The organism is Liquorilactobacillus mali KCTC 3596 = DSM 20444, assembly GCF_000260415.1.
GTDB lineage: Bacteria > Bacillota > Bacilli > Lactobacillales > Lactobacillaceae > Liquorilactobacillus > Liquorilactobacillus mali.
The window spans coordinates 137,382-163,860 of sequence record NZ_BACP01000026.1; the positions used below are offsets into that span (position 1 = coordinate 137,382).

23 protein-coding genes are annotated in these 26,479 nt (G+C 35.9%); 1 reads left to right on the forward strand and 22 read right to left on the reverse strand.

What is annotated here, in order from left to right:
• Window positions 1-213: 213 nt before the first annotated feature.
• The 8 genes from clpX to rpsO all read right to left on the reverse strand — a co-directional run bounded on the left by clpX (window position 214) and on the right by rpsO (window position 9,786).
• Entirely contained in the window at window positions 214-1,461 is a 1,248-nt protein-coding gene (gene clpX / locus GSM_RS04375; RefSeq protein ID WP_003689864.1) for an ATP-dependent Clp protease ATP-binding subunit ClpX, read from the reverse strand.
• A 219-nt stretch (window positions 1,462-1,680) separates the two neighbouring features.
• Entirely contained in the window at window positions 1,681-2,991 is a 1,311-nt protein-coding gene (tig, locus tag GSM_RS04380) for a trigger factor (protein ID WP_003689862.1), read from the reverse strand.
• A 184-nt stretch (window positions 2,992-3,175) separates the two neighbouring features.
• Complete coding sequence (tuf, locus tag GSM_RS04385) at window positions 3,176-4,363, reverse strand: elongation factor Tu (protein ID WP_003689860.1); 1,188 nt, start codon at window positions 4,361-4,363, stop codon at window positions 3,176-3,178.
• Between the two features lie 210 nt (window positions 4,364-4,573).
• A complete protein-coding gene (locus tag GSM_RS04390) occupies window positions 4,574-5,464 on the reverse strand; it encodes a hypothetical protein (RefSeq protein WP_003689858.1) in 891 nt (296 codons plus the stop codon).
• A 173-nt stretch (window positions 5,465-5,637) separates the two neighbouring features.
• Complete coding sequence (locus GSM_RS04395; RefSeq protein ID WP_003689856.1) at window positions 5,638-7,326, reverse strand: ribonuclease J; 1,689 nt, start codon at window positions 7,324-7,326, stop codon at window positions 5,638-5,640.
• Between the two features lie 15 nt (window positions 7,327-7,341).
• Window positions 7,342-8,214, reverse strand: coding sequence for a 4-hydroxy-tetrahydrodipicolinate synthase (gene dapA / locus GSM_RS04400; protein ID WP_010077843.1), 873 nt, complete (start codon window positions 8,212-8,214; stop codon window positions 7,342-7,344).
• A gap of 15 nt (window positions 8,215-8,229) precedes the next feature.
• Window positions 8,230-9,279 (reverse strand): aspartate-semialdehyde dehydrogenase, encoded by a 1,050-nt coding sequence (locus tag GSM_RS04405; protein WP_003689844.1) that lies wholly within the window; start codon window positions 9,277-9,279, stop codon window positions 8,230-8,232.
• 237 nt (window positions 9,280-9,516) lie between these two features.
• On the reverse strand, window positions 9,517-9,786 hold the full coding sequence (gene rpsO / locus GSM_RS04410; protein WP_003689842.1) for a 30S ribosomal protein S15: 270 nt from the start codon (window positions 9,784-9,786) through the stop codon (window positions 9,517-9,519).
• Between the two features lie 279 nt (window positions 9,787-10,065).
• On the opposite strand from rpsO, the gene rpsT reads away from it, so the two are divergent.
• Window positions 10,066-10,320, forward strand: coding sequence for a 30S ribosomal protein S20 (gene rpsT, locus GSM_RS04415; protein ID WP_003689840.1), 255 nt, complete (start codon window positions 10,066-10,068; stop codon window positions 10,318-10,320).
• On the opposite strand, the gene holA is transcribed toward rpsT, so the two are convergent.
• From holA to typA, 14 genes are all read right to left on the reverse strand, one after another.
• Window positions 10,262-11,383: a DNA polymerase III subunit delta gene (gene holA / locus GSM_RS04420; RefSeq protein ID WP_235720341.1), complete on the reverse strand. Its 1,122-nt coding sequence runs from the start codon at window positions 11,381-11,383 to the stop codon at window positions 10,262-10,264. The genes rpsT and holA overlap by 59 nt on opposite strands.
• Window positions 11,380-13,596, reverse strand: a complete 2,217-nt coding sequence (locus GSM_RS04425) for a DNA internalization-related competence protein ComEC/Rec2 (RefSeq protein WP_003689836.1) — start codon at window positions 13,594-13,596, stop codon at window positions 11,380-11,382. Before GSM_RS04425 ends, holA begins: the two co-directional genes overlap by 4 nt.
• Before the next feature lie 47 nt (window positions 13,597-13,643).
• Window positions 13,644-14,141 (reverse strand): ComE operon protein 2, encoded by a 498-nt coding sequence (locus GSM_RS04430; RefSeq protein WP_003689835.1) that lies wholly within the window; start codon window positions 14,139-14,141, stop codon window positions 13,644-13,646.
• Between the two features lie 71 nt (window positions 14,142-14,212).
• Window positions 14,213-14,914, reverse strand: a complete 702-nt coding sequence (locus GSM_RS04435) for a ComEA family DNA-binding protein (protein ID WP_003689833.1) — start codon at window positions 14,912-14,914, stop codon at window positions 14,213-14,215.
• Between the two features lie 289 nt (window positions 14,915-15,203).
• Window positions 15,204-15,572 carry a DUF1304 domain-containing protein gene (locus GSM_RS04440; protein ID WP_003689831.1) on the reverse strand — a complete coding sequence of 123 codons (369 nt, stop codon included), beginning with the start codon at window positions 15,570-15,572 and terminating at the stop codon, window positions 15,204-15,206.
• Between the two features lie 18 nt (window positions 15,573-15,590).
• Window positions 15,591-16,628 (reverse strand): SepM family pheromone-processing serine protease, encoded by a 1,038-nt coding sequence (locus GSM_RS04445; RefSeq protein WP_003689829.1) that lies wholly within the window; start codon window positions 16,626-16,628, stop codon window positions 15,591-15,593.
• The gene (gene coaD, locus GSM_RS04450) at window positions 16,625-17,101 is read right to left on the reverse strand and encodes a pantetheine-phosphate adenylyltransferase (RefSeq protein ID WP_003689828.1); all 477 of its coding nucleotides are present in this window, start codon (window positions 17,099-17,101) and stop codon (window positions 16,625-16,627) included. The genes GSM_RS04445 and coaD overlap by 4 nt, the downstream gene beginning before the upstream one ends.
• Window positions 17,102-17,104: 3 nt before the next feature.
• Window positions 17,105-17,662 carry a 16S rRNA (guanine(966)-N(2))-methyltransferase RsmD gene (gene rsmD, locus GSM_RS04455; RefSeq protein WP_003689826.1) on the reverse strand — a complete coding sequence of 186 codons (558 nt, stop codon included), beginning with the start codon at window positions 17,660-17,662 and terminating at the stop codon, window positions 17,105-17,107.
• A 4-nt stretch (window positions 17,663-17,666) separates the two neighbouring features.
• Complete coding sequence (locus GSM_RS04460) at window positions 17,667-17,969, reverse strand: YlbG family protein (protein WP_003689825.1); 303 nt, start codon at window positions 17,967-17,969, stop codon at window positions 17,667-17,669.
• Complete coding sequence (locus GSM_RS04465) at window positions 17,969-19,114, reverse strand: CAP-associated domain-containing protein (RefSeq protein ID WP_010077845.1); 1,146 nt, start codon at window positions 19,112-19,114, stop codon at window positions 17,969-17,971. Before GSM_RS04465 ends, GSM_RS04460 begins: the two co-directional genes overlap by 1 nt.
• A gap of 3 nt (window positions 19,115-19,117) precedes the next feature.
• Window positions 19,118-22,546 (reverse strand): pyruvate carboxylase, encoded by a 3,429-nt coding sequence (locus GSM_RS04470; RefSeq protein ID WP_003690403.1) that lies wholly within the window; start codon window positions 22,544-22,546, stop codon window positions 19,118-19,120.
• Between the two features lie 71 nt (window positions 22,547-22,617).
• The gene (locus GSM_RS13990; RefSeq protein WP_010077846.1) at window positions 22,618-23,604 is read right to left on the reverse strand and encodes an FtsW/RodA/SpoVE family cell cycle protein; all 987 of its coding nucleotides are present in this window, start codon (window positions 23,602-23,604) and stop codon (window positions 22,618-22,620) included.
• A 194-nt stretch (window positions 23,605-23,798) separates the two neighbouring features.
• Window positions 23,799-24,074, reverse strand: coding sequence for a DUF1507 family protein (locus tag GSM_RS04480; RefSeq protein WP_003690400.1), 276 nt, complete (start codon window positions 24,072-24,074; stop codon window positions 23,799-23,801).
• 448 nt (window positions 24,075-24,522) lie between these two features.
• Window positions 24,523-26,370, reverse strand: a complete 1,848-nt coding sequence (gene typA, locus GSM_RS04485) for a translational GTPase TypA (RefSeq protein WP_003690398.1) — start codon at window positions 26,368-26,370, stop codon at window positions 24,523-24,525.
• Window positions 26,371-26,479 lie beyond the last annotated feature (109 nt).

The window sequence follows — 26,479 nt, forward strand, 5'->3', positions numbered from 1 at the left end:
TTGCCACATTTTAAATCTATTAATATGAAAAAGATTGTGTACTGTAATTTAGTAATATTTAACATTCAACTTAAAATCAAGGACTTCGCGTTCTATTACCACGAATAATTCTAAGCTTACTAAAGGTCTCTGATCCTATAAAATATCATCTATACACATTCAACAAAAGGACTGTACCATCATCTACCATGGTACAGTCCCTCTCAATCATTCTTATGAAGCCTGTTTGTCGTCTAAAATAAGCTCTGGCATCTTATTACCATCGACACTTGCCTTATTGATAATTACTTGTGAAACATCGCTACGACTAGGGATCTCAAACATTACATCTCTCATTGTATTCTCAACGATTGAACGTAAACCACGAGCCCCCGTGTTACGCTCAATAGCTAAATGAGCTATTTCCTTAAGAGCATCCTTATCAAATTTAAGTTTAACATTATCAAGTTCAAGTAGTCTGCTGTATTGCTTTACCAATGCATTTTTCGGCTCTGTCAAAATTCTTATCAGGTCTTCTTCTGTTAATTTTTCCAAAGCCGATAAAATAGGTAATCGTCCAATGAATTCGGGAATCAATCCGAATTTCAATAAGTCTTCAGGAATAATTTGCTGCATCAAACTTGCCTGGTCATTATAGTTATTCGTTGAATCAACACCAAAACCAATGGTCTTATCGCCTAAACGATTTTTTACCATTGTTTCAATCCCATCAAATGCACCACCAACAATAAATAAAATATTCGTGGTATCAATCTGAATAAACTCCTGCTGTGGGTGCTTACGTCCACCCTGAGGCGGAACATTAGCAATGGTCCCTTCAAGTATCTTGAGCAAAGCTTGCTGGACCCCTTCGCCTGAAACATCACGTGTTATTGAAACATTCTCACTCTTTTTAGCAATTTTATCGATCTCATCGATATAAATAATCCCACGTTCTGCACGCTCAACATCAAAGTCAGCACTTTGCAGTAATTTAAGAAGAATATTCTCAACATCTTCTCCTACATATCCAGCTTCAGTTAAAGTTGTAGCATCCGCAATCGCAAATGGAACTTGCAATATTTTTGCTAAACTCTGTGCTAAGAAAGTCTTTCCTGAACCAGTTGGACCTACTAAACAAATATTGCTTTTTTGCAATTCAGTCTCACTTTCATCATCTTCAAGAGAAGCATTAACTCGCTTATAATGATTATACACAGCAACTGCTAAAGTTTTCTTTGCTTGTTCCTGTCCGATAACATACTGATTCAAAATATCAACTATTTCACGTGGTTTAGGTACATCTGTTAGTTCTTCCGTTGCCTGATCTCTAAATTCTTCATCTATAATTTCTTTGCATAAATCAATACACTCATTACAGATATAAACACCGGGTCCTGCAACAATCTTCTTTACTTGATCCTGTGACTTACCACAAAAAGAACACATCACTGGTTCATTACTATCTGTATTTTCAAACATATTTAGCCCCCTAAAATTGTGACTTAATTCCCTACAGGCTTCCAATCATTCAACAATTATATACGTGCTAGTAACTTTTGTCGATGACTTTACCTCATTCATAGTTATCTTTCCCTATTCAATTAAAAATATTACCATTACCCACTCAACACAAAAGAGCTGTGCCAAAACCATTGTTTTGGGGCAGCCCCTTGCTAATCATGTATAATTCGTAAAAAATTACTTACCCTTTGTTTCTTTTTTTTCACGAGTTTGCTTAGCAGAATCAGTAATTTCTTCAACCACTTTGCGCACTGCAATATCATGTTTTAACATTTCATCACTTAATGATGAACGTACTGCAGATTCTTCCATACCGTATTGTTCTGCCAACTGTTTAATCTCTTTAGCAACTTCTTTGTCACTAATTTCGATGTCTTCTTTGGCCACAATAGCCTCAAGAACTAAGTTAGTCTTTACACGTTTCTCAGAATCTTTTTCAAACTGCTTGTGCAAGTCATCCTCTGAAGTACCTGTAATCTTGTAGTACATCTCTGGAGTAATACCTTGCTGTTGCATCCCCGCCATATATTGGTCAATTTGACGATGAACATCGTCTTCAATCATTTCTGCTGGGATATCGCCAATTTTTGAGTTATTTACAGCAATGTCAATAGCTTCATCTTGAATCTTCGATTTTGCATCAGCAACTTTTTGTTCTTTTAATTCTTCTTTGATCTTAGCCTTTAATTCTTCCAAGGTATCGACTTCTTCGTCAACATCCTTAGCAAAATCATCGTCTAATTCTGGAAGTTGCTTAGACTTAACTTCATGAATCTTAACATCAAAAACTGCTTCTTTACCCTGCAAATCTTCGGCTTGATAATCTTCTGGGAATGTAACTGTAACAGTTATATCTTCTCCAGATTTATGACCAACTAACTGATCTTCAAATCCTGGAATAAAGGAATTTGAACCCAATTCAAGAGAATGGTTTTCTGCCTTACCACCGTCAAAAGCAACGCCATCAACTTTACCTTCAAAATCAATAACAACAGTATCGCCTTTTTCAGCAGCTTCGTCTTCTTTAAGTACAAGTTCAGCTTGTTGTTGACGTAATTCTTCTAATTTTGCTTCAATATCCCCAACAAGAACTCGTGTTGAATGTGGTGTAACTTCAAGGCCCTTATAATCCCCGACTTCAACTTCTGGCTCAACTGAAACCTCAGCTGTCAACACCCATGGTTTACCCTTTTCAAGGCTTTCAACATCAACATTTGGTTGACCAACTGGTTTAATTTTTGTTTCATTTACAGCATCAGAATATGCATCTTGCAATAAAACATTCAAAGCTTCTTGATAAAGTGCTTCTTCACCATACATTCTGTTAAAAATCTGACGAGGAACCTTACCCTTACGGAATCCTGGAACATTTAAATCTTTTTTTACACGATTGAAGGCTACATCTAAGCCCTCTTTAATTTTATCTTGTGAAATTTCGAAAGTTAACTTTCCTGTATTTCCACTTTGTTTTTCCCATTTTGCAGACATTATTTTCCCTCCGCACAATAATTTTGTACAACCAATTTAACAATTGCATACTAAATCAGTGTACCTTAGTTACATCAAATTGTAAACAATTACACCAAAAAAAGCTTTACATACTATTTATTTTATTGTTAAGTTATTTTTCTAAAAAAAAAACTCGGATTTTTCCGAGTTTTTTTCACAAAAATTAATCGTCAATTTCTGAAACAACACCAGCACCAACAGTACGTCCACCTTCACGAACTGTGAATTTAAGACCTTTTTCGATAGCAACTGGAGCGATCAATTCAACTGTAAATGTAACGTTATCACCAGGCATAACCATTTCTACACCTTCTGGTAATTCGATAACACCCGTAACATCAGTTGTATGGAAGTAGAATTGAGGACGATAATTTGAGAAGAATGGAGTATGACGTCCTCCTTCTTCCTTGCTCAAGACATAAACTTCACCCTTGAACTTCTTATGAGTCTCGATAGAACCAGGAGCTGCAAGAACTTGTCCACGTTCGATTTGATCACGGTTAATACCACGAAGTAACGCACCAACGTTATCTCCAGCTTCACCTTCATCAAGAGTCTTACGGAACATTTCAAGGCCAGTAATAGTTGTCTTTAATGGTGCATCTCTTAATCCAACGATTTCAACTTCGTCACCAACTTTAACAACACCACGATCAATACGACCAGAAGCAACAGTACCACGACCAGTAATCGTAAATACATCTTCAACAGGCATCAAGAATGGTTTGTCTGTAGGACGAACTGGAGTTGGGATATATTCATCAACTGTATCCATCAATTCTTCAATCTTAGCAACAGCCTCTGGATCACCTTCAAGAGCTTTAAGAGCTGAACCACGGATAACAGGAATATCATCACCAGGGAAATCATATTCGCTTAATAATTCACGAACTTCCATCTCAACTAAGTCTAACAATTCTTCATCATCAACCAAATCACACTTGTTTAAGAAGACAACAAGATATTCAACACCAACCTGGCGTGCAAGTAAGATATGTTCACGTGTTTGTGGCATAGGACCATCTGTTGCAGCAACAACAAGGATAGCACCATCCATTTGAGCGGCACCAGTAATCATGTTCTTAACGTAATCAGCATGTCCTGGGGCATCAATATGAGCGTAGTGACGCTTTTCTGTCTCGTATTCGATATGAGCAGTATTGATTGTAATACCACGCTCACGCTCTTCTGGAGCTGCATCGATTGTTGCAAAGTCTTGTTGTTCAGCCAAACCTTTGTCAGCCAAAACCTTTGAAATTGCAGCAGTTAAAGTTGTTTTCCCATGATCAACGTGTCCAATTGTACCGATGTTTACATGGGGTTTTGTTCTTTCGTAATGTTCTTTTGCCATTAATACGAACCTCCTGTAGTTTTGCAAGAAAAATCCGCAACAAATATTAGTTTGCTGATAATCCTTTAAGTTTTATTATACTACTTCCAAGCAAAAATACCAACATTTTTAGTACCCTGCAAAGAAGAATTCTTAAGCTATTATATAGATACACAAGTAATTTGTAAATAGTTATTCAAAAATAAGCTTGTTTCACCTACATTTAACCTACTAACCACTCCATTCAACCAGTAATTCCTCAAGTTTTCGTGCTAAATCTTGTTCCTCAATGCTATAGTTTCGAATATTCTCTAACATTAACAGTCCTTTCCATTTTTGAGAATTACCGATGATTTTTTCTTCAAATGGATATAATAAGCTCAGCTTTAGCTTAATTTCATTCCATCTTAACAAATCATTATTATCATTTTGTTCAGAAATTATTTGCTGTTTTAAACTACTGAACAATTTTGTTTCCTCAAAAACATGAAGTCCGCTAGGTTTAATCTTATATAATTTGCCATCAATAAAGAGATATGGAGCTTCGCGGTTATCATTAAGCTGTCTCAAATCATCCAATATACTTACTTTAACAAATTGATGAACATTTTCATCACATAACAGTTTTTGTGCTGTTTCCTTAAAATCATCTAAAGGTAAGTTATAGCTCTTTTGCAAAATTTTTCGTTGACGAATTTTTGAAAATGCCCCGCAGTAAAGTAAAGATTTTTTGAGCTCTTGCATTTTTTCCAACTCAATTTTACTTTCCTCTTTTTTTATCAATCCAAAAAAATGATTCTTTTCAGCAGTATTCATATATTTTTTGACTTGCAAGTATAATTTGTGAGTTCCAATGACATCTCCTGCCATCATTTTAGCCAAAATTAAAGATTCAAATTTCTTATTATCAGACAAATATTCTATTAAATATTCATCAGCCAACCTGCTTGCTTCTTTAAAATCGCTTTGCCCATAGCATGCTTGAAACAAAAAAAAGTTAGTTCTGAAATTTTTTTTCTCCAAATAACACTCTGCCAGTAGTTTTTGAGCTTTTTTGTAATTCTTATCCTCTAAAAAAGCAATGCCTCTTGAGAAACTCATTTCATATTCTTTATCATCCATACTGATCGCCTCCTAAATAAAACAGAATACAATAAATTTGATTGCTTCCAAGTATTTAGAAATTAAAACTTTAAATTACAAAATTTCGTAATTCCTATACAGGTTAGAAATAAACAAAAAGACTGCCCCAAACTCGTGTCTAGGCACAGCCTTCCTTTATTTTCCTACTGCTTTTATTTTTTTTTCGAAAAATGCCTGTGCTGATTGATCTCCATGATTACTGGCAAAATGACAGGATGCCTTTTTGTATGTTCATACAAAAAACGATTAAGTTGGTCTCGAACATCTTGTTTTAGATGCCCCCAGTCAAATTCTTTGTTATCCAAATTTTTTTGCACAGCCTCAGTTACGATAGTAGCACTCTCTGAAATCAAATCACGACTTGTTTTAACATAAACAAAACCCCGCGACGTAATCTGTGGACTGTCAACAATTTTTTTCTTTCTCCTGTCAATTGTCACCACAGCAATGAAGACACCATCTTCCGAAAGAATCTTGCGATCACGCAAAACAATATTTCCTATGTCGCCAACGCCGCTTCCATCAATCAAAGTGTTACCAACCTCAACTGAACTAGCTAACAACAACTTATCATGGTCATATTCAATAACATCACCTTTAGACGTAATGAAAATATTATCCTTTGAAATACCAATTTCTTGAGCACATCTACTGTTAGCAGCCAATAGACGATATTCGCCTTGAACAGGAATAACATACTTCGGCTTAAGCAGATTCATCATCAACTGCAAATCATTGCGGCTTGCGTGGCCAGATGAATTTAACTCATCTGAAATGGCTTTAACATCCGCTCCTGCGCGATAAATCATATCTCTAGTTTTGGCAACTGCCGTTTCCATAGCATGTGAAGGTGTCGTTGTGATGAAAACTAAATCTCCCTCTTTCAGCGAAATATTTTTATGTTTCCCTAAAGCCATTTTCTGCAGTGATTTCAAAGGTTCACCAGAACGACCAGTCTCAAGAATCACAAGATTTTCATCTGGAATTTTGTCAATATCAGAAAGTGGAACTAACAATTCGTCATTTGGAAGATGCAGCTTTTCTAATCTCAAAGCAGTATTAATTATCTCTTCGGCATCATGACCGGTCAAAATAATTTTGCGATCATTTTGTGCGGCTGCATCAAAGACTTGCTGCACACGCATTATGTTGGATGCAACACAAGCGACTACAATTCTGCCTTTACGATATTCAAAATTTTCACTAATAAATTCAAAAATTTCGTATTCTGCAACTGGTGCATTTGGATTTTCAGCATTTGCAGAGTCGCTTAATAGTGCTAAAACCCCACTTTTCCCAATTTCAGCAAGCCTTCCAAAATCCGTACGATATCCATTTGTTGCAGTTTGATCAAATTTAAAATCACCAGTATATACAATGCTTCCCTTTTCTGTTTTTACAACTACTCCACAAGATTCTGGAATAGAATGTGTAGTCTTAAAAAAAGAAACTGTTGCGTTTTCAAAATCGATTTCAGTCTGATCATTAATAATATGGAAATCATCAAATTTCTTTGTCTTTTCTTCGTCATGTACCGTAATTTTTGCTAATTCAATCGTCAGTTCGGTTCCAAAAACTGGTACATTAAATTCACTCAAAAAATATGGTAAAGCTCCAATTGCATCAGCATGTCCGTGTGTCAAAAACACACCGACAATTTTATTTGCATTCTCTCTTAGGAAGCTAAAGTCTGGAATAACCGTATCAATTCCTAATAATCCATTTTCAGGATACTTCAGTCCACAGTCTAAAATAAATATCTCATCATTCACCTCAACAGCGTACATGTTTTTTGCATTCTCACGTACACCGCCAAGCGGAATGATTTTTATATCACTCATGCTTTCACCTCTCTTTTAAATATTTAGTGTCTTTACTAATTGTTTAACTCGATCCTCAGGTAGTTCTAAAATTGGGAGTCTGCAGCCTCCTACTTCAATTCCCTCATAATTGAGGACTGCCTTTACAGGGCTTGGAGATGGTGCACTAAAAACAGCCGCTATCTTGGGAGTTAATTCCCTCATTATTGAACCAGCCGCCTTATATTTACCTTGTTCAACTAAGGTGTACATCTCTTCAATTTTATTACCGAAGATATGAGCCGCAACGGAAATCACACCTTTAGCACCAACAGTTTTAGCTGCTAATGCATCTGCATCCTCGCCTGTATACGTCAAAAAATCATCAGGTGTTTCAGCCACAATTCGGCTTAAATTAACGTTTCCGGTGCAGTCCTTAATACCAATAATATTTTCATTTTTTGCCAAGGTCGCAATCGTTGGTACTTCCATAGTAACGCCTGTTCTGCCAGGAATATTATAGATGATTATTGGTAATGGACTTGCTTTAGCGACCGCTGTAAAGTGAGCAATCATCCCTCTTTGATCAGGTTTATTGTAATAAGGTACGACAACTAACACGGCATCGACACCTTTAATCTTCGCAACTTCATTGGTAAAGTCTATCGTCTGCGCAGTACTGTTGGACCCTGTTCCAGCAATTATCGGAACCCTTCCCTTAACAAACTCTACAGTTTTTTTAATCAATTCAATTTTCTCAGCTCTAGTCAATGTGGGCGCCTCACCAGTTGTTCCTGAAACAAGAATGCCCTTTGTCCCTGAATTCAACAGATGATTAATCAACTTTTCAAGTCGTTCATAACTCACCTGTCCACCTTCATCGAAAGGTGTAACCATTGCTGTAATAATTTCAGCATTATCAAATTTCATTATTTCAACCCCTACCTAGTCTGGAACTCTCATCAAATTAAGTGCATGGAGTCTTTCTGCTATTTGCACAGAATTCCATGCAGCTCCCTTTAATAAATTATCAGAAACACAGTACAAATGGAAAGAATTAGCTTGTTCTTTATCAGCCCTGATTCTTCCAACAAATGTATCCTTTTTCCCTTCTGCATTAACAGCTTGTGGATAAATTTGATTTTTTGGATCATCTTGGAGTACAACTCCTGGTGCAGTCTTTAAAATGGATTGCAATTTTGCTACATCAGCTCCATCTTTTTCCAATTCAAACCATACTGCTTCCGAATGAGCAACAGCAACTGGTACACGTACACAAGTTGCTGTAACTTGTAAGTCTTGATCCGCCATAATCTTCTTTGTCTCATGAATCATCTTCCATTCTTCGTGAGAATAGCCGTCATCTTCAAAAACATCAATCTGTGCAAGAGGATTGAAGGCAATCTGATAATGTTTCTTATCGCCTGACACTGGTAGCACCTGTGGTTCATATTCTTCACCATTAAGAATTGCTTGCGTCTCGTCATGCAGCTCTTGAATTGCACGATTGCCTGCTCCAGAAACAGCTTGCATAGTTGTAACAATCACTTTTTTAAGCCCGTAAACCTCACGTAATGGTTCCAAAGCTACTACCATCTGAATTGTAGAACAATTAGGATTTGCAATCAATCCTTTGTGCTTGTAAAGAGCATCCTCATTGACTTCTGGCACAACCAATGGAACTCCCTCTTCCATCCGAAAAGCACTTGTATTATCAACAACCACTGCCCCACGTTTTACAGCTTCAGGAGCAAATTTTTTTGATACTCCACCACCAGCGGAAAAGAGTGCTAAATTTATGTTATTAAAGGAATCTGGAACAAGTTCCTCGACAACTACATCCGCACCCTTGAATTTTAAAACTTTCCCTGCTGATCGTTTTGAAGCTAGGTATTTAACGCTAGCAATTGGTAACTTTGATTCTTCCAGCATTTGAATCATTCGAGTGCCCACAGCACCTGTTGCACCCACAACAGCAACATTATATCCGTCCATATGAAAAACCTTCTTTATTTTCTTATTGAAACATAATTATAACATATTTAATGTAATAATTGCGTTTTTATAAAGCATACTTATATTTTATTTTTCATCATTTTATCATTTGATTAATATTTCTTGTTAATATTTTTGCATTTTTTTATACAAAAAAAGAAAGTTTCCAAAAATCTCTACAAAAAAGACAAAGGAAACCCTCTTTAGAATAAGAACTGAATTCTTATTATCTGTAAATTAACGACGTAAGCCTAAGCTCTTGATCAATTCACGGTAACGTTGAACATCATTTGCACGCAAGTATGCCAACAAATTACGACGATGACCGATTTTCTTCATCAACCCACGTTGTGATGCGTAATCTTTTTTATGTGAACGAATATGATCGTTAAGTTCATTGATATCAAATGTTAAAACTGCAATTTGAACTTCTGCAGAACCTGTGTCACCTTCGTGACGAGCATATTTTTGCATAATCTCTGTTTTCTTTTCTTTTGAGATTGCCATGTTGTTTCCCCACCTTCCATAATTTAAGATACCACTATCCCGGAATAGCGTTGGTGAGCATCGCCACTCTGAGTCTAGGGTCTGTGCTAAGCACTAGTAGACAGTATACACACTTTAAGAATCAATTTCAACCATAAAATCTATAAAATTAAGTCAAGGAAATTTGCTTGACACTTTTTAACTTTTTTATTGCAATGTGACCGAAGCTCTTGTATAATAGACTATGTTGAATATTTTATGATACCGGTATGGAATCATGTTAAGTTGGAGGTGAAATTTTTGCCAATTATCAAATCAGCTATTAAACGTGTAGTTACTAATGAAAAAGCTAGTGCCCGTAATTCTTCTCAATTGAGTTCAATGCGTACTGCTGTTAAGAAGTTCGAAAGTTCTAAGACAGCAGGTGCCGAAAATGTGGAAGATTTATATAAGGCAGCTGTTAAGGCTGTTGACCAAGCTAAATCAAAAGGTTTAATTAAAGCAAATAAAGCTGCTCGTGACAAGTCACGTCTTGCAGCTCGTTTAGCAAAATAATAAAAAAGCGCTCTTCGAAATGAAGATGCGTTTTTTTATTATTTTTTTCTGAAAAGTATCCTAACATAAATAATTGAAACAGTTTTCCCGCATCTCTTTGCGAGGACTTCATCTGTTCTTCTAATTTTACTAATCCTGCATATTTCTCACTCAATGCTTTTCTTGAATATTTCCTGCTATTTTGTAAGGCCAATTTAACCCTGTATGGGTGTACCTTCAGTGCACTTGCAATATTTCCCTGTGCATAGCCATGCTGTTGCAATATTTGAACCTGTAATAGTAACCTAACCTGACCAATTAAAATCGCATTGATTTTTAATGGTTCCTCATGTTGCTCAATTAGGTCATTATACATTTCAATTGCAACCGCTATTTTATTACTTAATACCAACTTACCTAGGTCAAAAATATTTTGCTCTAACGTTCGTGCGACCATTCTATCTATCATTTCTTCATTAATAACTTTTGTTTTATAGGCCAGTAAAAAAAGCTTAGGAAGTTCATTCATAATTAATGATAACTTTCCCTCAGTTCTTATCTGCAATAACTCATATGCTTTTGCTTCAATCGTATACCCATTCCGACTAATAGTTTTTTTGACTTCCTGCAAGGTATCATTTTCGGAAGCATACCCGCTTTCGACCAAAGTTGCATTTTTTAATAACTGTTTTGTTATCTTTTTGCGCTCATCGAGCTTTTCATAAGGAGCGACAAATAACAAAATTGTCCGCGGTTCAGGATTTTTTATATAATTTACCAATTCATCCACATTTTGATCTAACTTTGTTTTTTTACTCTCAGCAGTCAAAAAAAGAGGACGCTTGATAATTATTAATTTTCTTTCACCGAAAAAAGGAGCAGAAAGCGCATCGCCTAAAACATCTGTAAGTAAATTAACCTCCATATCATATTGACTAATATTCATAGCTCTTTCCTCTTCAGGGATACATTCTATAAATGCCTTGACAACTTTTTCCTGAATGTATTCCTCTTTTCCAAGAATTAAATAAATATTGTCAAAATGTTTTTTTTCTATCCTTGTAAACAGTTCGCTAACCATCATCTTATTTCACCATTTCCCTTTAAAAAAGTTTCAATCATTGCCCTACGCTGTCCCTGGGGTACTATCTTAACCATACCAACACTCGCGGTATTAACATATGGTACATTAAATTCATTTAAAGTTTTTATAGTTTCTGAATTAGGGTGTCCATATCGATTATTACGCCCAGCAGAAATTATCGCAAATTTTGGTTTTAATTTATCTACATATTCCTTAGACGTAGATGTTTTACTACCATGGTGTCCAGTTTTTAGTATATCAGCTTGTGTTGTTTTAAAGAGATTAATTATTTCTTTTTCACCAGCTTGGGCTAAGTCCCCACTTATAATAAATGTAGTATTTCTTAATTTGAAATTCAAAGTTATTGAATCTTCATTTGTTCCTTCGCCTCTGATAAAAGGATGAAGAATTTTAAAAATTCCAATCTTACCAGATTTAGCAGTGGAAATTGGGTATATTTTATTTGTGTCAACAGTAGAATCCGCCAAACGAGTCCGAAATGAATCCAGTACTTCCATTCCATCGGGAACAAACAAATGATCAACTTTTATTTTTTGAGTAATTGATGGAAAGTTTCCAACATGATCAGTGTCCTGATGTGTCAAAAAAAGATTATCGATTTTACTAATACCTTTACTGAGCAGATAATTGGCAATAATAGTTTCGCCTGTCGTCTTAGATGTCCTCTTTTTCCACTCTTCATTATTAAATGTGACTTTTCCTCCTGTATCCACCAAAGTGATACATTTGTTAAACCTTTCTCTAATCAATGTACTATCACCTTGACCAATATCGAAATAAATTACCTGATCTTGCAGTGGAAATCTAATCATTAATGCACAAAAAATAAATGATGTACCTAGACAAATTAATACCTTCGCCGAATATTTTTTCTGTTCTAAAAGGAACAATAAAATAATCCAAAAAACCACGAAAAACAATGGTGGTTTGCCGTAATCCCAAGTAAGCGGCCAAGAACCAAACAAAAATAATACCTTAGTAAAAACTATCAGCACTTCATTACATAAAGTTCCAAGTACAGGAACCACAGCACCAATTACAACCGCTGGCATCACTATCCACTCGAAGAAGGGAACTATCGCGACTGATAGAATGGTAGTCAACCAATTCCATTCATAAGTATTCCATAACACAATCGGAATACTATATGCCGTTAATTTTAATCCTAAGCGAATTGGACTAATTTTTCGATTCATGATTAAAACAAAAGTCAGCAAATAGCTCAATTGGGCACCCATTGCGAATATAATCATAGGACACCAATATAAGTTAATTATTAAAACAAGCAACTCAACGGTGATACCTGAAATTGTTTTTTTGAAAAATATTTGACTGAACAATATCAGCCAGCTCATCATCACTGAACGTAATAAACTAGCCGAAAGTCCGCCAAGAATCGTATATAGCGGCAGTATTACCAATAAAAACCATGAGCAAAATTCGTCTGATAAATATAGTTTAGCAAAAAGCCATCTAAGTACCGAAATAATATAAAAAACATGCATGCCTGAAAGGCTAAAAAGATATAATAAACCCAATTTGTTGATAATTTCGATTGGATCACCAAAATCCGAATCATAATATCCAAGTAACAATAATTGGCTGTACCCGGCGAGCGGCTGAGATGTTTGTCCTAAATAATTTAGCAGATATTTACGAAAATTATGAACATGTGCCAAAGCAGCAGATGCCCCACTAAGTTCAGACTGATCATCCTTTCCTTCATCAAGCTCCGATATATTTACTGTGTTCACTATATTTTTTGTTTTTAAAAATTTTTGATAGTCAAATTGGTTCTCATTAGTTGGTCCATCAGGTTGCTTAACTGTCCCTGTAAAAGAAAATATAGCGGTTTCCTTATAATCAAGAAACAGTCTTCTTTCATTTTCTGACTTAAAAATATAAAAAGATTGTATTTTTTGCTTTCCTTCGATCCAAAAAGCTGAAAATTTAAGCAAATCCCCATTTATTTGTAAATCATCGGGGTAAAGAATCATATGCTGTTCCGTAATCTTTGTCTCATTAATCACAGAACGTGCGTCCATCTTTCTTTGCCATGCAATAAAAACACATAGTGTAACTGACACAAAAAGGAACCATGCAACAAAAAAAGGTGTACTCCTAAGAGCAACTATCCTTAGCAAAAGAACTGCTAGAATTGCCAAAGCAATCCAATTAAACGAAAATTTCAAAAAGCAGAGTACAACTGCAGTTATTGCAAAAAGAAAAGAATTATTTTCTATGAATCAAATTCCTTTATATTCTCAAAAAGGGAATCTGTTGCTACTTTTTGCAAATAGGCTGCATCAAGTTTAACTTGCTCAGCTTCAACATTTTTTAATTTCATCAACTTCAGTGCATATGCATCATTGTGATAATTCCTTAAATAATATATTTTTTTTATTCCAGACTGCAAAAGCATTTTTGTGCACTGCAAACAAGGAAAATCCGTAACGTAAACTTCCGCTCCCTCTGTTGCGACGCCAAATTTTGCACACTGCAATACCGCATTCATCTCTGCATGAATCGTTCGCACACAATGGCCATCCACTAGATAGCATCCGTGATCAATGCAGTGTTCATCACCAGAAACGGAGCCATTGTAGCCACCAGCAATAACCCGCTTATCACGCACTAGGATTGCTCCAACTGAAAGTCTCTCACAGGTGCTACGCAAAGATAGCAAAACAGCCTGCATCATAAAATACTGATTCCATGGGATTCTCTTATTCTTCATACTCTCACCTTTCGCCAATCAATTTAATTTAATAGTATATCAGAATTTATTTTTCAGCAATACTGTTATTATTATTGGGTCACTTCGAGATACATCTGGAATTTTTCAAACGTCTTATCTCCAACACCTGAGATATCCTTTAATTCATCAAGTTGATTAATTCTTCCATGTTCTGTTCTGTAAGCAAGAATCTGCTCTGCTTTTTTATCTCCTATTCCTGGAATTGTTTCCAGTTCTTCCTTTGTAACCTGATTAATATCATATTTTTGTGTTTCTGCTTCACTAGTGGATTGAACAGCATTGGTCGCATTGGTTGTACTAGTCATACTGTCTCCGCTACTTTGTATGGTTGTTGTCAATGAATTAGAAAATTCACCTTCAAATGGGATGTAAACAACAATTTGATCTTGTAAAATCAGTGCTAGATTTACCTGATTATTATCCGCATTTTCAAGCAAACCACCAGCTTTTTTAACAACTTCATTTACACGCGCACCATTCTTTAAAGAATAAACACCCGGATACTTCACCGCACCTTTAATATCCACCGAGATTCCTGCTGTACTCTTTAAATTCGAGCTAACTGCAGCATTTGAACTAACTGATATTAATGTATCACTACTGCTTGTTGAAAGATTGAATAATTCATTGTCTTGTGATGAATCACCCTTTAAAGTGTATATGATAAACACACCGCCCAATCCTAAAAAAACCAGAAATACTATAATGCATAATTTTCTATTTTCAAACCATAATTCATAAAGTCTATCCACATGTCCTCCCTCCATACTATTAACTACGTTAGAAGATTATTTTTGACAAAAAATAATAAAAAAAGAGCCAAGTTAAAAATTAAATTTTAACCTAGCTCCCCTATTTATTTACATACAAACCTGTTCAAAAACAAAAAATTCCGTCTAATCTCGAATCGCTCATAGCAGAATACTCACTAAATTCGTAATTTTACATTATTACTAACATTTTATCGACTTATACCATATTCTCTTTTTGATTGTGTAAAAATGTAACTACTGCATAGATTTGATTTCTAAAAAGGTTACCTTAAGTAAATAATAACGCCAAAATTGCCAAAATTGCAGGCAATCCTTGTGACAAAATAATTTTAGGATTTACAGTTAATGCACCATATATTGCTGCGACAACAACAAAGCCGACAAAGAGTAACAAGCCATAAAAAATTGCATTATTGGGAAAGATAAATAATATCACAAAAATTCCCACTCCAATAAACCCGTTATATAGTCCTTGATTAGCCATGGCTATTTTTGCTTCTTTTTGTCTTAAATATTCCGGTGCTAAATTAAATGCTTTTTGTGCCACTTTACTCTGTACTGCAAACATCTCTAGTATCATTATAAAAATTGCCTCAACAGCTACGAAAATAACTAAAATATAACTTAAGATACTCAAAAAGGGCCTCCTCTTACGTTAATTACTTTCCTTCAAATAAGAAATTGCATCTGTAATCGTTTTAACAGGAACAACTTTAATACTCAAGTCAAATTTATCAACCGTTTTTTTAGCTTCCAGATAATTTGACATTGCTTGTGGATCAGCTTTTTTTTCAGCTGCAGAAACTGGATTATCTGGTGCAAAAAATATTTTAGCACCTGCACGATTAGCCGCAACTACCTTTTTGTCAATACCGCCTATGTCGCCTACCTTACCATCACTTGAAATCGTACCAGTTCCAGCGATGTTGCGTCCCAATTTCAGATTCGTTTTGGACAGCTGTGAATACATTTGAAGTGCTAACATCAGTCCAGCAGATGGACCGCCTATCCCATCCATATTGGTTTTTATTTTTGTGGAACTAACAATTCGTGTTCTTTCAGCAAGCGAAATACCAATCCCACTTCTATTGGTTCCAGCTAATTTAACAGTTTTTCCAGTTGCCCTTCTTTGTTTCCCATTTCTCAGATAGGTAATTTCAATCGGGGCCCCTTTTTTCTGCGAACGTACATAATTCATAAACCCAGCAGTGTTTTTAAAACTTTTATTGTTTACAGCAGTAATTGTGTCACCAACTTCAAGTTTATTCTTAAAAGTTGAATTTTTCAGAACAGACATGACATATATTCCCAAATATTCCTGCCTATATGCCTTATGTGTTAAACGCAAAGACACTGCTTTGGCCTGATTTACCGCATCACTCATATAATACGACTGAATTCTATCAAATTCGGAATTAGTCTCATTTCCAGATATCTCATTCTCTGAAACACGTGACGTATACTTATCCAGATAACTTGCCAAATAAAGCACAGGCGTAGCGCGTCCCAAACTAACGTACGTCAACATCAGCTTTCCTTTTGTCTTATCTGATTTTCCACTGACCCTGACATAATCAGCTACATTAACAGCTTTTCCAACTGTTTCTAAATAAATCGGCAAAGGAAAGAAACAGATGAAAGCTAAAATAATAATTCCCAAGGATGTTAAAACATAGATTTTTATTTTCTTCATACAAGTTTATCCTTCAGTGCTGCTTGAACATTTGGAGGAACCAATCCATCCAAATTACCATCAAATTTTGCAACCTCTTTAATTAGGCTGGAAGAAATATGCCCATACTCATTATTGGTGGGTAAAAAAAGTGTTTCTAACGTTGGATTCAATTTCTTATTAATCGCAGCAATGTCTGTTTCATACAAAAAGTCACGACTACTTCTAAGACCTCTCAAAATTACTTGTGCTTCTAAATCCTTGGCCGCTTGAACAGTTAATACATTCTCACGCGCTTCAGCAGTAACATTAGCAATGTCCTGAATCTCATTTTTTATCAACGCTACTCTTTCTGCACTTGAAAAAAGTCCAGATTTACTAGTATTAGTCATCACTAACACCACAATTTCGTCAAATATCAAAGAAGCTCTCTTTATTAAATCAATATGTCCACACGTAATTGGATCAAAGCTTCCAGGAAATATAGCCTTCATAACTTATTCACCCCTGTATCGGTAAACTATAACTTCTGTAATTCCATAATCGGCTCGTCTGGTTAACTCAAAGTTTGGAATATTATCCGGTAATTGCGCAATTTGATCAGTTTCACAAACCACTACCGCATCCTTGTTAAGCAATTGCAGGTCAACAATTTTAGTTAGCAATGACAAGATTTTTTGTTGTTTATAAGGTGGATCTAAAAAAAGATAATCTACAGTAATTCCTTCTGCATGCAATTTCGTTAGCACTCTCTCTGCATCATTCTTAAAAACCGTAAATTTTTCTGCTTCCTTGGTAACCGCAATATTTTCATTAATCGTTTTAATTGCTTGATACTGACGATCTACCAAATATGCATGCCCAAGTCCTCTTGAAACAGCTTCAATACTTAGTCCACCGCTTCCAGCAAATAAATCAAGTCCTACCCCGCCTTCAAAGTATGGCCCGATTATGTTGAACATTGATTCCTTGACCTTATCAGTTGTCGGCCTTGTCTTCATACCAGGTACTGCCCTTAATCTTCTTCCACCATAATTACCAGCTATAACTCTCATAATCTCACTCTTTATTATTCTTATATTTTTCACGGTCTTCATCAGTCAGCTTATACATTTTTCCAACAGTATCCGCAAAACTTATTTCAACATCAGGCAAGGGTGAAACCATTACTTTTTTCACATAACGCATTCCTGACAGTTTTTCAACAGTTTCTGAAACTTTAATTCTATCAGTATATAAGACTACATACTTCATTTTTCTTGAAACATAGTGGATAGTTCCAAATCTACGTAATTGTCTACTATTTTTCAAGTGATATAAGTAAACTATTACTCCTTGTCGTTCATTCAATTCTAAACTCATTAGTTCCCACCTTTGTTAATGATTATCACAAGTAAACCTTGATCGTAGGCAATACCAATCTTCTTAGTCTTCGAGTCGACCAAGCTATACCAAACATCTTGCTGCAATTTCGTATTTTCAAAAAAAGTTGTTGAACTATAGAATGGAAGAATGGCATATACTTCAACGTTCTTAGCATTTAAACCAACATCCTGATACAATTTTTTCGAAAAGTCACTCTGATTCAAGCTTAAGAAGCGATTTCGACCGACATCACCACTTGTAATATCTTCTAATAAATTGGCGTAACTCGTTTTAAGATAACGTTTCGGATTCTTTTCTAACGAATCAATTATACTTTGAGCACTCTGCGTCAGCGGGTCACCAACAGGTAGTACTGTATTTGCTAATATTCGTCTTTTAGCATTAATTACCTGCATCAAGTCATAAGGAACCATAATATCCAATTGGTTCCAATTAGTTTCCCCTTGATACTGTGAAGGAATCGGTGTCCGCGAAACAATCTGATATATATTTTTCTTTAGCAGCATCCCTGTATCCAAGAATTCTAAAGCCATCACTTTTTTAGAATTAGGCTGTAAATATGGTATTACATAGCTCCCATTTGCAAAACCAATCAATGGATGATTATTCAAGTCATTTTCTGATAATTCGAACTGAAAGTTTTCCTCACGATATGAAACTTCAAAATTTGCATATAGAGTTGACAGTTGCAGAAGCTGCTTAAAAGTCATCCCGACCTCTAGTTTTGAATTGTTATTTGCTATATTACCTACTACGACTATTGAACACACCTTTTGTGTATACTGATCAATTCCAACTTTCAAGTAATTAGACGAATCCAGGTTATAGAGTAACCATTTTACATTTATTGCACTATCCATAGTGGCTTCCGGTTGACCAAATTTTTCTTCAAACTTGTTGCTTCCCATTCCAATGTAACTTGCAAATCCCTGTGTTTTGATACGCGTGATTTTGGGCGTAGTCAACCGTGAATTTGTTTTTTGTACCTTTTCAGTACTATTTTGCTGTGTATCTTTAGCATTTCTATCGCTATAAATCGCACTGCAGTACAAAATAACCAAGGAAAAAAGTAATATTAGTATGAAATTTCTAATCGTTCTCAGAATTAGTTTTATTCTCATCTTTTAGCTTTTTATAGGTTCAATTTCAATCAACAAATCCTGCGTCTCTAAAATATCTCCAGCCTTAACATAAATATGCGTTATTTTACCGTCTGAAGGTGCCTTAATGGTCGTCTCCATCTTCATTGCTTCAGTCACGATTAATGGATCACCTTTTTTGACAATTTGTCCTTTTGAAACTAGTACACTCAAAACGGAGCCGCTAAGGGTCGCTCCAATATGCTTTGGATTAGTTGGCTCAGCCTTCAATATTTTTTTGACTTTGCCCTTCTTGCTCTTATCCTTGATCACAATTTGCTGATCCTGACCGTTTACCACAAAGTATAGGATTCGCTTACCATCTTCATCTGCTTCACCGATTGAAGCTAGCTTAACGATTAAAGTCTGGCCTTTGCCGCGCTCAATATGAACTGTTTCTTCCGTGCGCATTCCTTGATAGAACGTTGTTGTATCAAGTGATGATAAGTCTCCAAAGTTCTCTAGAGCTTTTGCATAATCAACAAACACATCTGGGTACAATAAGTAGCTCAACAACTCTTCTTCAGTAGGTAAATGCTTTAATTTTGTCCTTAGTTCGGTATTCTTCTCTGCAAAATCAATTGGTTTAGCCAAGCTACCAGGACGAACTGTGATTGGTTTGCGATCCTTTAAGACAATTTTTTGCAATTCTTCTGGGAAACCACCGACAGGTTGTCCTAAATCACCGGCAAAGAAATTAACAACAGATTCTGGGAAATCCAAGGTCTTCCCTCGTTCAAAAATATTTTTTGAATCTAATTTGTTTTGAATCATAAAAATCGCAAAATCGCCAACTACTTTTGAACTTGGCGTTACTTTTACAATATCACCTAGCAAGTCATTGACTTCTTTATAAGTTTTCTTGACTTCCTCAAAATCTCTAATTCCCAGAGCTTTTGCTTGTTGTTGTAAATTCGAATATTGACCACCAGGCATCTCTGTTTCATAAATATCAGTTTGCGGTGCGGTAATTCCATTCATGAAATCCTGATAAAAAGGCTTAACACCTAGCCAATAACGATTAATTTTTTCGACATTTTCAATATTCAAGTCAGGTTGTCGCTCATTCCCCGATAACGCATAGTATAAACTACTCATGCTTGGTTGACTAGTTGTCCCTGACAGTGCACTCGCAGCAACATCCACAATATCAACCCCTGCGCGCGCAGCTTGTAAATATGTTGCAACGCCATTTCCAGTTGTATCATGTGTATGTAGGTGTATTGGAACATTCAGGTCTTCTTTTAATATTGAGATCAATTCATATGCAGCTTGTGGCTTAAGTAATCCAGCCATATCCTTGATACCAATTATCTGTGAACCTGCAGAAACTAGATCTTTTGCCAATGTCCGATAATACTGCAAGTCATACTTGTGCTCAGCAGGATTCAACACATCGCCAGTGTAACACATCGTTCCTTCAGCTATTTTACCAGTATCACGCACAAATTGGATACTCTTTTCCATTTGTGTTACCCAGTTTAGACTATCAAAAATACGGAAAACATCAACACCATCCACTGCACTCTTCTTGATAAAGTGCTGTAAAACATTGTCCGAATAATTCTTGTAGCCAACAGCATTGGAACCCCTAAACAACATTTGTAATAAAGTATGTGGCATAGCCTTACGAATCTTTTTCAGTCTCTTCCACGGATCTTCATCCAAGAAGCGATAGGCAACATCAAAAGTTGCTCCTCCCCAGACTTCCGCGGAAAATACATTAGGTAGTGCATTATCAAATGCCTTAGCAACTGGCAACATATCTTTTGTTCGCATCCTAGTTGCGAAGAGGCTTTGATGTGCATCTCGCATAGAAGTATCAGTCAACAATAATTTTTTTTGCTGCCTTACCCAATCCATCGCTGCAACTGCACCCTTACTATCTAGCATACTCTTTGCATTTTCATGTTCCTTAGAAACATGAAAATCATCTACAAGCCGAATTTTAGGAACAAAAATTTTTTCATGTCTTTCTGCACCTGGGAAACCATTAACAGTAATATCGCCAATATATTTCAATAACTGATTTGGTGTATTCTTAGGATGAGTCAAGTGGAACAATTCTGGAGTTGAATCAATGAATGTCGTATGTGCCTTTCCAGAAATAAAATCAGGATGATTGATAACATTGCGCATGAAAGGAATATTTGTCTTGATACCCCTAATTCTAAACTCATCGAGTACACGATTCATCTTCAAAACTGCTCCCTTAAATGTCCGTGCTTGAACACAAGCCTTAACCAATAAAGAGTCAAAATAAGGACTAATTACAGCACCCGCATAAGCATTACCACCATCTAGGCGCACCCCAAAGCCACCTGGTGAACGGTAAGTTTCAATCTTACCTGTATCAGGCATAAAATTATTTTCAGGATCTTCAGTTGTTACACGACACTGGATAGCATGACCATGAAAATTTAATTTATCTTGTCTTGGAATCTCTAAGTCATCAAATAAATCTGCTCCTGCCGCAATTAAAATCTGTGACTGAACAATATCGATACCTGTAATCATTTCAGTAATTGTATGTTCAACTTGGACACGCGGATTAACTTCAATAAAATAAAAATCAGTGTCGGTAACCAAAAATTCAACAGTTCCTGCGTTTTGATAATGAACACTCTTCATCAAAGAAACAGCTGCTGCACAAATTTCTAATCTGCGCTCGTTACTTAGTGAACTTGGTGCCACTTCGATAACCTTTTGATGTCTTCTCTGAACTGAACAGTCACGTTCAAATAAATGAACAACATTACCGTGTTGATCAGCCAGAATTTGAACTTCAATATGTTTAGGATTCTTTAAATACTTTTCAATATACAGCTCTTCATCACCGAATGATTGCTTAGCCTCACTCTGCGCTCTGTTAAAACTTTCTTTGATTTCTGATTCATTATTGATAATTCTCATTCCACGGCCGCCACCGCCTAACGCAGCTTTAACCATAATAGGATAGCCATGCTGTTTAGTGAATTTTTGAACCTCTTCCAAGCTATAGACAGGTCCATCACTCCCAGGAATTGTCTGTAACCCAGCATCGTGTGCAGCCTTTTTAGCTTTGACCTTATCTCCAAAAATTGATAGCTGCTCTTTAGTTGGTCCAATGAAAATTATCCCTGCCTCTTCACATTTTTGTGCAAAAACTTCATTTTCAGCTAGGAAACCATAACCAGGATGAATCGCATCTGCCCCAGTTTCTTTTGCAACTCTAATAATATCATCCATATCAAGATAGGCCTCAATCGGTTTTTTACCTTCGCCTATTTGATAAGCTTCGTCTGCTTTAAATCGATGAACAGAAAATTCATCCTCTTTGGCATATACAGCAACAGTCTTTACCTTAAGTTCTTGGCATGCACGAATTATCCGAATTGCAATTTCGCCACGGTTTGCAATTAATATTTTTTTCATTAGAATCCCACTTTCTTGAATTGAATAATGAATCTCCCAAATCACAAAAACGCTGATAAGCTATTAATAAATCAAATCTTTTCTTTTCGATTACGCTTTTGATTAATCGAAATATTTATTACTATTCCTAGTGCAAGTGATAAAACAATCATACTTGAACCCCCATAAGACACGAATGGGAAAGTAACACCCGTAATTGGCAACAGTCCATTAACAGCCCCAACATTGAATAAAGTTTCAATTCCCATAAATGTTCCAACACCGTAACAAATCATCGTCTCATATGGGCTGTCTGCTCTAATCCCAATTAGAAAAATCCGTAAGATAATCCAAGTAATTAGAAGCAAAACAACCATAACACCAACTGCTCCAAGTTCCTCACTAATAATTGCTATAATAAAATCTGTATACGGTTCAGGCAAATATCCTCTTTTTTGAACACTATTACCGAGTCCAACCCCAAACAGGCCACCGTTACTTATCGCATAATATGAGTTGATCAATTGCTGACCAGTTGTCGATGAGACTTTAAAGGGATTATAAAATGCTGTTAATCTACCATACATGTACTCAAACCTTGTTCCCTTCAAGGGAGCAGGATTCCAGAAACGCAGGAGTTGGACCGCTATAATTATAGCGCCCAGTATTCCTGATAAGCAAAAAAGCGATCTGCGATAATTTTTTCCTCCAGCAAAGTACATCAACAATACAATGAATGCATTGATTGAAAAACCACCTAAATCAGGTTCCACTAAAACAAGAATTAATAATATCAGCACTAATAAAAACGGTTTTCGATTAGGTTTACTGTTCAAAGTATCCATTGAACGTTCACGATTAGAAACAAGTTGTGCCATAAAAAGAACTAGATACAACTTACAAAGTTCCGTTGGTTGAAAGCTAAATAATTTCAAATTAATCCAACCATTAGCCCCATTTACTGCAGTGGTAAAAAACTTTGCATATAACAACAGAACTACCATCACAAAAAAGCCAATTATTATAAAGTTGCGATGAGCTAATTTATACGTTGGAATCATCATTGAAAAAAAATACAAAATAATCCCATCACAACGTAAAGTAATTGTTTCATTAGGTACGTATTGGTTGCCGCACCAGCATATGAGAGGTTTATTGAACTGGCAGAATACACCATAACTGCACCAATACAACACAAAATTATGTAAGGTACAAATAAATAAAAATCAAAATACCTCATCTTATCTCTAAATTTTCTCATGACAATCAGAAACTACTCATCCTCTCCCACTGAAACATAAATACTTGAAAGCAGATGTTCTAAGTCCTGAATCATTTGCTGAGCTTCATTCATGGTTATCAAACCACAGCGCTCTGCCAAATGAACTTCTTTTGAAAAACCAAATAGTTGTGTATCTGCGACTTCTTCAAAAGCAGGGCACTGAGACAAGCACAATAAATTTCGCTGTTTGTCTAGTAACACCCGGATTTTCTCAGAATCAGCTTGCAGAATTTCCAACATCTCTTGTCTTGACACAAATTCCTGCAATGTTACTGCCCCCTTTCCAAATATACGGTAATTATAGCATAATAGATTTTCTCTTGAAATATACCGTTGAAACTAAGTGTTGAATTAATATTTGGCTTCGTAGTTTATTATGTAACCAAAATTCGGATTTTTCAATCAATTTATATCAAAAAGATCATTATTTGCTTCATTTTACGAACTCTATTGTTTTTTTCTTATCATATATAAAATAAAAAGAAACTTTTTCAATTCTTGCAACATTTGTAATTAGAATTTTTCACTTTTTATTTAACAAAAAACTAGGTCAAAAGTTAACTTTTGACCTAGCCTCTATTTACCCAGATGAGTGCGCTCCATAAATCAAAATTCTTTGTCTAACCGAAGCACTCATGGCAAAATACTTGTCATGCCTGTAACTTCAGATTAGTACTCAAATTTACCGACTCATATCGCACTACTTTTTCTTTAACTAATCTTTGCGACTAGCAATCTTCTTTTGTTTTGCAGCCTTTTCACGGGCATTTGTATCAAGAATTCTTTTACGTAAACGAATATTTTCTGGAGTAATCTCTAACAATTCATCTTCATTTAAGAATTCAAGCGACTCTTCCAGCGTAAAATGCGTTGGTTTCTTAATTGAAGCAGTCTGATCCTTATTAGAAGAACGAACATTAGTCATGTTCTTACCCTTTGTAACATTAACGGAAATATCACGCTCACGCGAACTTGAGCCAACAATCATTCCTTCATAAATCTCAGTTCCTGGATCAACAAAAATTGTTCCACGATCTTCAACACCCATGACAGCATATGTTGTAACCTTGCCGCGATTAATTGATACCAAAGCACCATTACGGCGTCCAGGTTCCCAGTTACGAATAACTGGCTTATACTCTGAGAATGTATGGTTGAAAATACCATAACCACGTGTCATTGAAAGAAATTGTGAGTCATATCCAATCAATCCACGAGTAGGTGCAGAGAATGTCAGACGAGTCTGCCCATTGGAATTTGTTTCCATGTTGACCATCTCGCCCTTACGTTGTGCCAATGAATCAATGACTGCACCAGAATATTCATCAGGTGTATCAATGATAACATTTTCATATGGTTCACATGTTTGACCATCGAAGTCACGATAAATAACTTGTGGTCTTGAAACAGCGAGTTCAAATCCTTCGCGACGCAATGTCTCGATTAAAATCGAAAGATGAAGTTCCCCACGACCTGAAACGACCCAAGCATCTGGTGAATCAGTATCTTCAACACGCAGAGAAACATCAGTATGCAACTGCACCTTAAGACGATCTTCCAACTTGCGGGCAGTAACTGAAGTTCCTTCATTACCAACAAATGGAGAATCATTAGTTCTGAATGTCATCTGCAAAGTAGGTGGATCAATACGTAAAACAGGCAATGCTTCAGGTGCATCTACCGGACATACTGTCTCACCAACGAAAATGTCTTCCATACCAGAAATTGCAATTAAGTCCCCTGCTTTGGCATCCTCAATTTCCAAACGCTTTAATCCAAAGAAACCAAAGAGTTTAGTGACACGGAAATTCTTCTTCGAACCATCAAGTTTCAAAACAGTAACTTGATCACCAACCTTGATCTTTCCACGGAATACACGGCCAATTCCAATACGACCAACAAATTCATTATAGTCAAGCATTGAAACTTGAAATTGTAATGGTTCATCAGAATTATCAATTGGAGCAGGAATTGTTTTTATAATCGCATTGAAAATTGGATCCATCGTATGTTCCTGTGTTGCTACATCAGAGTTCAATGAAGATGTCCCATTAACTGCAGAAGCATAGATAACTGGGAATTCTAGCTGATCTTCTTCAGCACCCAATTCAATAAATAAATCTAAGACTTCATCAACAACCTCTTCGGGACGAGCACCGGGACGATCAATCTTGTTAATAACAACGATTGGTGTTAAATGTTGCTCCAATGCCTTTTTCAAAACAAAACGTGTCTGTGGCATCGTTCCTTCAAATGCATCAACAATCAATAATACACCGTCGACCATCTTCATGATACGTTCAACTTCACCACCAAAATCAGCATGTCCTGGTGTATCTAAAATATTAATTTGTTTGCCCTTAAACTTAACAGCCGTGTTCTTGGAAAGGATTGTGATTCCACGTTCCTTTTCAATTGCGTTTGAATCAAGAGCACGATCATCAATCTCAGTATGTTCATCTAAAGTATCCGATTGCTTCAATAGCTCATTAACCAAAGTAGTTTTACCATGGTCAACATGGGCAATAATAGCAACGTTACGGATATCATCACGTGTTTTCAAATTTATTTCTTCCCTTCAAATTTATATCTCTATTTTACTAAACTTTCGCTCTCATTTCCAAACTAAAACTAGATGAAAATACCTAAAATTGATTTTCATTGTTTAGCAT